The organism is Stenotrophomonas sp. PE591 (assembly GCF_018320795.1).
Classification (GTDB): Bacteria; Pseudomonadota; Gammaproteobacteria; order Xanthomonadales; family Xanthomonadaceae; genus Stenotrophomonas; species Stenotrophomonas maltophilia.
Window position 1 is genome coordinate 242,326 of record NZ_JAAOKO010000013.1, and the last position, 11,131, is coordinate 253,456.

Genomic DNA, 11,131 nt, shown 5'->3' on the forward strand with positions numbered 1-11,131 from the left:
TGAAGCGTGCAGTCTGCGGGGCGATGATGGGGTTTCGATGGAGGAACTGTGGAGATACGATGGAGGCAAGCACCTTAAGGCCCCGCCCCTGCATGCATGCCTCCCCTGCCCTCGCCGCCCTCGTCCTGATCGTCGAGGATGAGGCCGAGATCGCCGATATTCTTACCGCCTACCTGGAACGCGAAGGACTACGCACCCTGCGTGCCGCCGATGGCCACAGTGCACTGGACCTGCACCGCAGCGCCCGCCCCGACCTGGTCCTGCTCGACGTACAACTGCCGCGGCTGGATGGCTGGAGCGTACTGACCCAGCTACGCCAGCGCGGCGAAACGCCGGTGATCATGCTGACCGCGCTGGACCAGGACCTGGACAAGCTGACTGCGCTGCGCATGGGCGCCGACGACTACGTGGTCAAGCCGTTCAATCCGGCCGAAGTGGCAGCGCGCGTGCGCGCCGTGCTGCGGCGTACGCTGCGTGGCTCGCGCGTGGACGCACCGACCGCACTGCGCGCGGGCCCGTTGCTGATCGACTCGGCCACCCATGCCGTGCATGTGGAAGGCGACGGCTACAGCCACGAAGTGCTGCTCACCCTCACCGAGTTCAAGCTGCTGCACTGCATGGCGCTGGCGCCGACCCGCATCTTCAGCCGCAGCGAACTGATGCACGAATGCCTGCCGGAAAGCGAGGCACTGGAGCGCACGGTCGACAGCCATGTCAGCAAGCTGCGCCGCAAGCTGGATGAAGTGGGCATGGTCAATGTTCCGGCCAGCGTGCGCGGTGTCGGCTACCGGTTGATGGCCGACCGCTGATGGCCCGCCTGCGCCGCTCCGGGCTCAGCCGCCACATCATCGTCTCGATGTCGCTGATGGTGATCGGCGTCATCGTGATGATGATCCTGTCGTCGTGGCTGCTGTACGCGGTGCTGGTCGAGTTCTTCCCCGGCAGTGCCGAAGAGCCCGAAAGCTGGCTGCCGACCGGGCCGGAGCTGGCATGGATGGTCGGGGTGATCCTGACCGGCCTGGCACTGGCCATCGCCGCCTCGTTCCGCCTTGCCCACCGCATCCTGTCGCCCTTGAATTCGCTGGTCGACAGCGTGCGCGCGCTTGCCGGCGGCGACCTCGGTGCGCGCGCCAGCGCCCAGGAAAACTCGCCCGGCGAAGTGGCCACCCTGGTCGAGGATTTCAATGCGATGGCGCGCCGCCTGCAGCACATGGAGAGCGAGCGCGCGATGTGGCATGCGGCCATTGCCCATGAACTGCGGACTCCGGTGACGATCCTGCGTGGTCGCCTGCAGGGGCTGGCCGAGGGCGTGTTCCAGCCAGACGAATCCCAGTTCCGCAGCCTGCTGGCACAGGTCGAAGGCCTCTCACGCCTGATCGAGGATCTGCGCGTGTTGAGCCTGTCCGACAACGCGCGGTTGGACGTACGCCGCGCACGCACCGACGTGGTGGCCGAAGTGCATTCGGTGATGACCCTGGTCGACCCGCAGTTCCGCGCCGCCGGCTTCGTGCTGGAGCTGGAAACCAGCCGCGAGGAACACAACGCGCACTGTGACCCGACACGCTTGCGCCAGGCCCTGCTGGCACTGCTGGAGAACGCGCGCCGCTACGCCAGCCCGGGCAAGGTGCGGATTGCCGTGCACGACACGCCCGGGCACGTGCAGGTGGCGATCGAGGACGAAGGCCCGGGCATCGACCCGGAACTTCACACCGACATCTTCACTCCGTTCATGCGCGCCGACGGCTCGCGCTCGCGCCAGGGCGGCGGCAGCGGGCTGGGCCTGGCGGTGGTCAAGGCCATCGCCGATGCACATGGCGGCCGCGTCTACTGCACGCCCGGCAGCGCCGGCGGCAGCCGCTTCGTCATCGAGCTTCCGCGCCAGTAGCGGGCGTGGCTGCCTGTTCCCGCAGGCGTGCGCCGAGCGCGGCGAGGTTGGCATCGATCGCATCCATCTCGTTGCGCTGGCCCGCCGGCAACTGCTGGCGCAGCTGTACGCGCAGCGCCTGCCAGGCCGGCACCGCCTCTGCGCTGGCAGTGGCAACCGCTTCGGCCAGCACCGCCTGCTCATCGGCAAGCGGCAACCCGTAGCCATCGTCGACCAGCAGCGTACCCGGGCGCAGCCATTGCCCACCCTGCTCCAGCAGCTGGCGCAGGCCGCGCGTCTCGGCACTGTCCGGTGCCGCCAGCAGGCGCCGTTTCAGCACATCGCGCGCGCGCAGTTCAGCGCGGCGTTGCGCAGCCTGTTCCAGCAGCAGCAGCCCGGCGCTGGCACGCAGGTCACCCTGCAGCAGCCAGGGCGCACGCTGCTGTGCGGGCAGCTTCAGCCAGGCGCGCACATCGCGCACCGGCAGCCCCAGCTGTGAGCTCGCCACCGCGAACAACTGCTGATAGTGATCGCGCGCCGAGGCAAAGTAGTAGCCCTGCGCCTGCGCTGCATTGCGGTCCGTCAGCACCTGCTCGTCCAGCACATGCAGCCGGGACAGCCGACGCTTCAACCCGCGCGGACTCAGCTGGGCCAGCCCGGCCGCCCCCAGGCGCGGCACACCCGCCTGCAGCAGCTTTGCAGTTTCCACCGCGCAGTTGTTGCTGACGAAGTAATAGCGCCCGTCATAGCTCCAGTGCACCTGTGCAGTGCGCTCGAGCAGGCCGGCGATCTCGCCGGGCGACAACTGCAACGGCAGCGACTGCAACCCACGCAGTTCCACCTTGGTGTACTCGTCCACCACCTGCTGCAGCGGCAGCACGAACAGGCGCGAGGGATAGCCGCCGGTCAGGCCACGCCAGTTGGAAATCTGCACATCACCTACGAATGCGCGGAACGACAGCACGCGGTGGTACTCCAGGTCCAGGCGGCAGTCTGGCCCCGGCGCACGGCCCGGCCGGCAGATCACCAGCCGCAGCATGCTGTGCCCCCAGCGGCTCATCGGCTGCGCACTGCCTTCGGCGAACAGGTAGTCCACGGCGTAGACGCGCGAAGGATCGAGCTGCAGCAGCGATGCCGCACCCTCTTCCGATTCGGCCTGCAGCAATGGCAACGTGGCCGCGCAGTGCGACTGCGGCAGCGATGGCGGGGTTCCGAAATGGGCCTGGTACCACTGCGCCAGCGCCGGGCGCCGGCAGGCAAACTCGCTGTCGAGCACGAAATGCTCGGCGTTCACTGCCAGGTACTCGGCCGGGTCCTTCAGCTCATAGGCATCCGGACTACGGTCACGCAAGTCGTTGCCACCACGGCCAAGATGCCAGGGCTTGCGCTGCCATCCGGCCAGGTCGCGCCAGCGCGCACTGCGCGACCAGTTCGCGCCGCTACGGTCTGCAACATGGGTCAGTTCATGCACCAGCGCGCTGCGTCGTGCACGGCGTGCGCCGGGCACGGCATCATCCAGCAGCTCGCGACGCAGGTCGATGCGGCCGGCGAAAGCGCGACCGTGCACATCGGCCGGCAGGTGGTCGCTCCAGCGCACCTGCACGTGTGCTGGCAGTGAGCGCAGCAGGCCATCTGGCAGCAGGGACTGCACGTCGGCCAGGGTCTGCATCGCCACCTGCTGCTGTGCAGGGCTCAGCCCTTCCGGATCCAGGCGCAGGTCGCTGCTGGCATGTGCGGCCGGAACGGCCAGCAGTAGAGCCAGGCCATGCCTGGCTGCGTTCCGTGCAGATGTCATGGCGTTGCCAGCCAGCGGCCGGCACTACCCGGGATCAACGCGCCAGCAGCGCGCGGGCCAGTTCCAGGTCGCTCTGCTGCTGCGCGGCAGCGCTCTGCTCACGCAGGTGGACCAGCGCGGCCTGCAGGCGGGCGCCACGGATCTGGCCGTCGCTGGCGATGAACGCGGCGGCATCGTCGCGTGCGGCCTGCACCACCTTGTCGTCGCCCGAGCTGCTGGCCGAAGAGCCCGACGATGCACCGGTGGCGGAACCGGCCGAGGTGCCGGCGAAGCTGGAAGCGAAGCCGGCCAGCGGCAGGGACAGCAGGGCGAGCAGCAGAAGCGGACGGGTCATCGGTTCGAAGCCGGTTGTGAGGATGCGTGGAGCGTAACGGGTGCGTGAAGGATTTGCCCGGCTCAAACGTCGAACAGCTTGCCGGGATTCAGCCGCGCTTGGGGATCGAACGCGCGTTTGACCGCCTTCATCAGCGCGATCTCGGCCGGGCCGCGGGTGCTGTCCAGGTAGCCCTTCTTGACCAGGCCGATGCCGTGTTCAGCCGAGATGCTGCCATCGAACCGGGCCAGCACCTGCGCCAGCAGCTTGGTCACATGCTCGCACTGCGCCACGAAATCGGCGTCGCTGGTGTCATCGGGCTTGAGCACGTTGATGTGCAGGTTGCCGTCACCGATATGACCGAACCACACCACATCGAAGTGCGGGTAGGCCTGCCCGATCAATGCCTGGGTCTCGGCCAGGAACGCCGGCATCGCCGAGATCCGCACCGAGACGTCGTTCTTGTAGGGCTTGTAGCGCGCCAGCGATTCGGTGATGCCTTCGCGCAGGCGCCACAACTGGGCGGCCTGGGCATCGCTGGCACTGATCACGCCGTCGCTGACCCAGCCGTTGCCCATGCAGTCCTCGAAGGCCGCCATCGCCGCCGCTTCCTGCGCTTCGTCGTTGGCGGCGAACTCGGTGACCACGTAATACGGGTGCACCTCGTCGAACGGTGCCTGCGCACCATGCGCCAGCACGTGCTCCAGCGCGCGATCAGTGAAGAATTCGAAGGCCTGCAGCTGCAGCCGTGCGCGGAACGCGGCGAATACCTGCATCAGCACTTCGAAGCTGGGCAGCGCCAGCAGCATCACGTTGCTGGCCGGCGGCGGATCGGTCAGCTTCACCGTCGCTTCGACGATCACGCCCAGCGTGCCTTCCGAACCGATCAGCAGCTGGCGGAAGTCATAGCCGCTGGAGTTCTTGATCAGGCCCTTGTTGAGCTCCAGCAACTCGCCACTGGCGGTGACCACCTTCAGCCCGGCGATCCACTCGCGGGTGTTGCCGTAACGGATCACGCGGATGCCACCGGCATTGGTGGCGATGTTGCCGCCGATCGTGCAGGAACCACGCGCGGCGAAATCCACCGGGTAGATCAGGCCGTGGTCCAGCGCGGCGTTGTGCACGGCTTCCAGCGGCATGCCGGCCTGCACCACCAGGGTGCGATCGACCGCGTCGTAGGCCAGCGCCTTGTTCATCCGTTCCAGGCTGAGCACCAGCTCGCCGTTGGCAGCCACCGCGCCACCGGAGAGGCCGGTACGGCCGCCGGACGGCACCACGGCCACGCCCTCGCCCGCACTCCAGCGCATCACCGCCTGCACTTCCTCGACCGTGGCCGGCAGTGCGATCGCCAACGGCGCCGGCGTCCAGCGCCGGGTCCAGTCGCGCCCGTAATGCTCCAGGTCGGCCGGGTCGGTCTTCAGCTTCAGGCCGGGACAGGCCTGCTGCAGCGAGGCAATGCGGGAATCGGTCATGACGGTCCAGCGCGGGGCGTGAAGAACGGGCAAGCGTGCCAGCGGTACGCGCCAGCGTCCAGCCCTGCCGCGCTGCAGATAGCTACGGATGCAACCAATTGCGCACTGCACCATGGGCGCTTCGATCTGGCATAGTGGTCAGCCCCTGTCCCACTGGCCGTGTCGCCCCATGTCGCCGAAGAAGACCTCGTTCCCCAAGCAGGATATCCGCGTGCTGTTGCTGGAGGGGGTCAGCCAGACCGCCGTGGAGGTGTTCAGCGCCGCCGGCTACAGCCAGATCGAGGCGCACACCAAGGCACTGCCCGAGGACGAACTGAAGGCGCGCATCGCCGAGGCGCACATCGTCGGCATCCGTTCGCGCACCCAGCTCAGCGCCGAGGTGCTGGCCGAGGCCAAGCGCCTGATCGCGGTGGGCTGCTTCTGCATCGGCACCAACCAGGTCGACCTGGACGCGGCCGAGCTGGCCGGCATCCCGGTGTTCAACGCGCCCTATTCCAACACCCGCAGCGTGGCCGAGCTGGTGATTGCCGAGGCCATCATGCTGACCCGTGGCATTCCGCAGAAGAATGCCGAGTGCCATCGCGGCGGCTGGTCGAAGTCGGCCAGCGGCAGCCATGAGGTGCGTGGCAAGACCCTGGGCATCATCGGCTATGGCCACATCGGCACCCAGGTCGGCGTGCTGGCCGAATCGCTGGGCATGCAGGTGATCTTCCACGACGTGGAAACCAAGCTGGCGCTGGGCAATGCGCGTGCTGCGGCCAGCCTGGACGACCTGCTGGCCCGCGCCGACATCGTCACCCTGCACGTGCCGGAGACCCCGGCCACGCAGTGGATGATCGGCAGCACCGAGCTGGCGAAGATGCGCAAGGGCGCGCACCTGATCAACGCCGCGCGCGGCACCGTGGTCGACATCGATGCGCTGGACGCGGCGCTGGCCAGCGGCCACGTCGGTGGCGCCGCGCTGGACGTGTTCCCGGTCGAGCCGAAGGGCAATGGCGATATCTTCGAATCGCCGCTGACCCGCCACGACAATGTGATCCTGACCCCGCACGTGGGCGGCAGCACGCTGGAGGCGCAGGACAACATCGGCGTGGAGGTGGCGGCCAAGCTGGTGCGCTACAGCGACAACGGCAGCACGCTGTCGGCGGTCAACTTCCCGGAAGTGACCCTGCCCGAACACGAAGACAGCCTGCGCCTGCTGCACATCCACCAGAACGTGCCGGGCGTGCTGTCCAAGGTCAACGAGATCTTCTCGCGACACAACGTCAACATCGACGGCCAGTTCCTGCGCACCGACCCGAAGGTGGGTTACGTGGTGATCGACATCACCGCCAGCGAGGCACAGGCCGCCGCCGTGCGCGACGAACTGGCCGCGATTCCGGGCACGCTGCGGACGCGCATCCTGTATTGAAAAAAGGGGACGGAGGGGATTAAGTCGTTTGCGGCACATGCGCTATAAACGACTTAATCCCCTCCGTCCCCTTTTTACCTCAACGTGCCAGCCAGCGTCGCGCCATGCGCTGCATGGACTCGTCCGATTCCGGATCGGACGCGACTTCGGTCACCGGCCGCCATGCCAGGTCAAGTGACTCCTCGCTGAGCACGAAGGCTTCGCCACCCAGCGCGCGGATCACGAAACGCACGTCGTAGTGCCAGTGCCCCGGCACGTCCTTGCGCTCCGGGATCCAGTGCTTGTCCAGATCGAAGATCGCCGGGTCTTCCAGCACCAGGCCGCTCAGGCCCGACTCCTCTTCGGCCTCCTTCAGCGCGACCTGGGCCAGGTCACGGTCGCCGTCGGCGTGGCCGCCCAGCTGCAGCCAGCGTTGCAGCTTGCGGTGGTGGGTCAGCAGCAGGCGCTGGCCATCGGCACTGACCAGCCAGCAGCTGGCGGTGAAGTGGCCGGCCAGGCGCTCGCGGCGGAACGGATCTTCCGGATCGTCCAGCAATGTGCCGAATTCGGCAGCCAGTGCGTCGTGGGCAGGCTCACGGCGGGCATAGTCCCGCAGCAGGCCACGCAGGCGATCGTCAAGCACGGCAAGGGTTTCGGCGGTCTGGCGCATGAATTGGGGCGGTCTGGAAAAATACCGCGCATTATCGCCGTTCATTGTTGCGATTGCGCTTGTGCGTTGGCTTCAGCTTTGGCTAAGGTACAGCGGGCCGTTCGCGCGGCCTTCACCATTCCAGGGTTGCCGGCAACGTATCGGCGGCCCACCCCATCCGATCACTAGGAAGTACTGCATGCTGAAAGCTCTGTTGAGGGTCAAGCCGGTTGAACCGGCCGGGCACGTCGATGCCGGCGAACCCATCGAAGGCAGCCTGGACGGCGAAGCCACGTTGAAACGGACCCTCACGGCTAAACACCTCATCCTGCTTGGCGTGGGTGCGGTGATCGGCGCTGGTATCTTCGTGCTGACCGGCCAGGCTGCGGCCAACCATGCCGGCCCGGCGGTGATGCTTTCGTTCGTGCTGGCCGGTTTCGCCTGTGCCCTGGCGGGCCTGTGCTACGCCGAATTCGCGGCGATGATGCCGGTCTCCGGCAGTGCCTATTCATACTCCTACGCCACCCTGGGCGAAGGCATGGCCTGGTTCATCGGCTGGTGCCTGGTGCTGGAATACCTGTTCGCCTCGGCCTCGGTCGCGGTGGGCTGGTCGGCATACCTGATCAGCTTCATCACCACCACCTTGCACATGCCGTTCCCGGACCTGCTCAGCGCCGCGCCCATCGCCTGGACCGGCAGCGAGTTCGTCTCCTCCGGCAAGCTGTTCAACCTGCCGGCGGTGCTGATCGTGGCGGCGGTGTCCGGCCTGCTGTACGTGGGCGTGACCCAGTCGGCCTTCGTCAACGCCATCATCGTGGCAATCAAGGTCACCGTCATCTGCCTGTTCATCGGCATCGGCGCGGCCCATATCGACCCGGCCAACTGGCAGCCGTTCATCCCGGAAAACACCGGCGTGCCGGGTGAGTTCGGCTGGAGCGGCATCTTCCGCGCCGCCACCATCGTGTTCTTTGCCTACATCGGCTTCGACGCGGTCTCCACCGCCGCCGGCGAAACCAAGGACCCACAGCGCAACATGCCGATCGGCCTGCTCGGCTCGCTGGCGGTGTGCACCATCGTGTACATCATCGTCTGTGCGGTGCTGACCGGCATGATGCCGTACCACCTGCTGGGCACCGACAAGCCGGTGGCGACCGCGCTGGAGCCCTACCCGACCCTGTCCTGGCTGAAGACGTTCGTGGAAATCGGCGCCATCGCCGGCCTGTCCTCGGTGGTGCTGGTGATGATGATGGGCCAGACCCGCATCGCCTACACCATCTCCCGCGACGGCCTGCTGCCGAAGTTCTTCGGCAAGGTCCACGCCCGCTTCCGCACCCCGTACGTCGCCACCATCGTGGTCGGCGTGATCGCTGCCGCGCTGGCCGGCCTGGTGCCACTGAACGTGCTGGGCGAACTCGTCTCGATGGGGACCCTGCTGGCCTTCGCCACCGTCTGCGTCGGCGTGCTGGTGCTGCGCTATACCAAGCCGGACCTGCACCGCCCGTTCCGCGTGCCGATGGTGTGGATCATCTGCCCGCTCGGCGCGGCCACCTGCCTGTTCCTGTTCTGGCAGGCGTTCGTGGTGCACTGGCACCTGTTCGTCGGCTGGACCCTGCTCGGCCTGCTGATCTACCTGGGCTACGGCATCCGCAACAGCAAGCTGGCCAAGTCGCCCTGATCCGCCTACGGGCCGGCCTCGCGCCGGCCCGTCCGTTTTCCCCGCGCGCCGCCCGTGGCGCGCTTCGACAAGACCACCACACATGTTCAAGCAACTGTGGGCCACCAAGCACCCGCATGCCGCCCATGAAGACGCCAACGGCCTGAGCCTGCGCCGCCACCTCGGCCCCTGGGGCCTGACCGCCCTCGGTATCGGCGCGGTGATCGGCGGCGGCATCTTCGTCATCACCGGCCAGGCCGCCGCCAACCACGCCGGCCCGGCCATCATGCTGTCCTTCGTACTGGCCGCCATCTGCTGCGCCTTCTGCGCACTGGCCTATGCCGAGTTCGCCTCGATGGTGCCGGTCTCCGGCAGCGCCTACACCTACACCTACGCCACCTTCGGCGAGCTCTCGGCCTGGTTCATCGGCTGGATGCTGGTGCTCGAGTACGGCGTCTCCGCCTCGGCGGTCGCGGTCAGCTGGACCGGCTATTTCCTCAGCCTGCTCAGCCAGTTCGACATCCATCTACCGGCGGCGCTGGTCAGCGCCCCACTCGATGCACAGCTGCGCCCCACCGGCGCGATCGCCAACCTGCCGGCCGCTGCGCTGGTACTGCTGCTGACCTGGCTGTGCTACGTCGGCATCAGCAAGTCCTCGGCGATGAACATGGCAATGGTCGTGCTGAAGACCGGCCTGATCCTGCTGGTCATCGTGGTCGGCTGGAAGTACGTGGACACCAGCAACTGGACGCCCTTCATCCCGGCCAACGAAGGCCCCGGCAAGTACGGCATGGAAGGCGTGCTGCGTGGCGCGGCGATGGTGTTCTTCGCCTACATCGGTTTCGAAGCGGTGTCGGTGGCGGCGCAGGAATCGAAGAATCCGCAGCGTGACATGCCGTTCGGCATGATGTTGTCGCTGGTGATCTGCACCGTGCTCTACATCGCGATGGCCGCGGTGATGACCGGCCTGGTGCCGTTCCAGCTGCTCGGCACCGACGAGCCGGTGGTGACTGCCGTGGCCGCGCATCCGCAGCTGGGCTGGCTGCGCTGGGTGGTCGAGGTCGGCGCGCTGGTCGGCCTGTCCTCGGTGGTGCTGGTGATGATCATCGGCCAGCCGCGCATCTTCATGATCATGGGTCGCGACGGCCTGCTGCCGCCGGTGTTCACCAGGATCCACCCGAAGTACCGTACCCCGCACATCAACACCGTGATCACCGGCATCGGCATCGCGCTGCTGGCGGCGCTGTTCCCGCTGGACATCCTGGGCGAGCTGACCTCGATGGGCACGCTGATCGCCTTCGCGGCGGTGTGCGCCGGCGTGCTGATCCTGCGCCGTACCCAACCGGACCTGCCGAGGCCGTTCCGCATGCCGATGGCGTGGCTGATCTGCAGCCTGGGCGTGCTGAGTTGCCTTGCCCTGCTGTCGGCGATGACGATGCACAACTGGATGCTGATGGGGGTGTGGACGTTCGTCGGTTTCGTGATCTATTTCTGCTACGGTTTCAGGCACAGCCGCCTGCGGGGTAAGTAAAGGGATTGCAGGGCCTGCGGCCCTGCACCCGCCTTTGAAGCCGGAGCAACGGCAACGGCAACAGCGGGTCTGAGGGTTTGGCGGGGAGGGGCGAGATTGCGGGGGGCGCTGCAAGTACATCCCTGTAAGCTCGGTCGCCGCATCCATGCGGCTCACTGATCTGCCCCCCCGTCAGCGGACGCCAAGAAGCGATACTTTGATCGCACTTGGAGGTCCCTTATGTCCCGTATCACCCGTCGTAGCTACACCGATGAGTTCAAGCACCAAGCCGTCGAGTTGGCCGAGTCGCTCGGGCCTGCCGCAGCGGCCCGTCAGTTGGAGATGTCGGTCAAGACGCTGGCAAACTGGCTTGACGCGGTCCGTGCTGGCCGGTCGTTGACCTCTGAGGCTCGCAGGCCAGCCACCGACCTGGAAAGCGAGATCAGCCGCCTTCGGGCCGAGAACGCCAATCTTAAGATGGAGC

At 67.1% G+C, this 11,131-nt stretch carries 10 protein-coding genes; 6 read left to right on the forward strand and 4 right to left on the reverse strand.

Annotated elements, in window-relative coordinates:
- Positions 1-92 precede the first annotated feature (92 nt).
- Both JLDANKMP_RS21995 and JLDANKMP_RS22000 read left to right on the forward strand, forming a co-directional pair.
- On the forward strand, positions 93-809 hold the full coding sequence (locus JLDANKMP_RS21995) for a response regulator (RefSeq protein ID WP_005413196.1): 717 nt from the start codon (positions 93-95) through the stop codon (positions 807-809).
- Entirely contained in the window at positions 809-1,885 is a 1,077-nt protein-coding gene (locus JLDANKMP_RS22000) for an ATP-binding protein (RefSeq protein WP_005409462.1), read from the forward strand. Before JLDANKMP_RS21995 ends, JLDANKMP_RS22000 begins: the two co-directional genes overlap by 1 nt.
- Here JLDANKMP_RS22000 and JLDANKMP_RS22005 read toward each other — a convergent pair.
- The 3 genes from JLDANKMP_RS22005 to JLDANKMP_RS22015 form a co-directional block, all read right to left on the reverse strand.
- A complete protein-coding gene (locus JLDANKMP_RS22005) occupies positions 1,863-3,659 on the reverse strand; it encodes a DUF4105 domain-containing protein (RefSeq protein WP_212562100.1) in 1,797 nt (598 codons plus the stop codon). The two genes, JLDANKMP_RS22000 and JLDANKMP_RS22005, sit on opposite strands and share 23 nt — an antisense overlap.
- A 34-nt stretch (positions 3,660-3,693) precedes the next feature.
- A complete protein-coding gene (locus JLDANKMP_RS22010) occupies positions 3,694-3,993 on the reverse strand; it encodes a DUF2388 domain-containing protein (RefSeq protein WP_005409460.1) in 300 nt (99 codons plus the stop codon).
- A 62-nt stretch (positions 3,994-4,055) separates the two neighbouring features.
- Positions 4,056-5,444: an FAD-binding oxidoreductase gene (locus JLDANKMP_RS22015; RefSeq protein WP_024958330.1), complete on the reverse strand. Its 1,389-nt coding sequence runs from the start codon at positions 5,442-5,444 to the stop codon at positions 4,056-4,058.
- Between the two features lie 169 nt (positions 5,445-5,613).
- Here JLDANKMP_RS22015 and serA point away from each other — a divergent pair, with 169 nt between their 5' ends.
- Positions 5,614-6,855 (forward strand): phosphoglycerate dehydrogenase, encoded by a 1,242-nt coding sequence (gene serA / locus JLDANKMP_RS22020; protein ID WP_005409458.1) that lies wholly within the window; start codon positions 5,614-5,616, stop codon positions 6,853-6,855.
- 79 nt (positions 6,856-6,934) lie between these two features.
- Here serA and JLDANKMP_RS22025 read toward each other — a convergent pair whose 3' ends face one another.
- Positions 6,935-7,549 (reverse strand): NUDIX hydrolase, encoded by a 615-nt coding sequence (locus JLDANKMP_RS22025; protein WP_212562101.1) that lies wholly within the window; start codon positions 7,547-7,549, stop codon positions 6,935-6,937.
- Between the two features lie 133 nt (positions 7,550-7,682).
- Here JLDANKMP_RS22025 and JLDANKMP_RS22030 point away from each other — a divergent pair, with 133 nt between their 5' ends.
- From JLDANKMP_RS22030 to JLDANKMP_RS22040, 3 genes are all read left to right on the forward strand, one after another.
- Complete coding sequence (locus JLDANKMP_RS22030; RefSeq protein ID WP_005409456.1) at positions 7,683-9,158, forward strand: amino acid permease; 1,476 nt, start codon at positions 7,683-7,685, stop codon at positions 9,156-9,158.
- 82 nt (positions 9,159-9,240) lie between these two features.
- Positions 9,241-10,668, forward strand: a complete 1,428-nt coding sequence (locus JLDANKMP_RS22035) for an amino acid permease (RefSeq protein ID WP_065183667.1) — start codon at positions 9,241-9,243, stop codon at positions 10,666-10,668.
- A 219-nt stretch (positions 10,669-10,887) separates the two neighbouring features.
- A partial coding sequence (locus tag JLDANKMP_RS22040) for a transposase (RefSeq protein ID WP_141401647.1) occupies positions 10,888-11,131 on the forward strand: 244 nt, incomplete at its 3' end.

Coding starts and splice junctions, on each gene's coding strand:
- serA (WP_005409458.1), top strand. CDS start 5,614: ATGTCGCCGAAGAAGACCTCGTTCCCCAAGCAGGATATCCGCGTGCTG.
- JLDANKMP_RS22000 (WP_005409462.1), top strand. CDS start 809: ATGGCCCGCCTGCGCCGCTCCGGGCTCAGCCGCCACATCATCGTCTCG.
- JLDANKMP_RS22015 (WP_024958330.1), bottom strand. CDS start 5,444: ATGACCGATTCCCGCATTGCCTCGCTGCAGCAGGCCTGTCCCGGCCTG.
- JLDANKMP_RS21995 (WP_005413196.1), top strand. CDS start 93: ATGCATGCCTCCCCTGCCCTCGCCGCCCTCGTCCTGATCGTCGAGGAT.
- JLDANKMP_RS22005 (WP_212562100.1), bottom strand. CDS start 3,659: ATGACATCTGCACGGAACGCAGCCAGGCATGGCCTGGCTCTACTGCTG.
- JLDANKMP_RS22030 (WP_005409456.1), top strand. CDS start 7,683: ATGCTGAAAGCTCTGTTGAGGGTCAAGCCGGTTGAACCGGCCGGGCAC.
- JLDANKMP_RS22025 (WP_212562101.1), bottom strand. CDS start 7,549: ATGAACGGCGATAATGCGCGGTATTTTTCCAGACCGCCCCAATTCATG.
- JLDANKMP_RS22035 (WP_065183667.1), top strand. CDS start 9,241: ATGTTCAAGCAACTGTGGGCCACCAAGCACCCGCATGCCGCCCATGAA.
- JLDANKMP_RS22010 (WP_005409460.1), bottom strand. CDS start 3,993: ATGACCCGTCCGCTTCTGCTGCTCGCCCTGCTGTCCCTGCCGCTGGCC.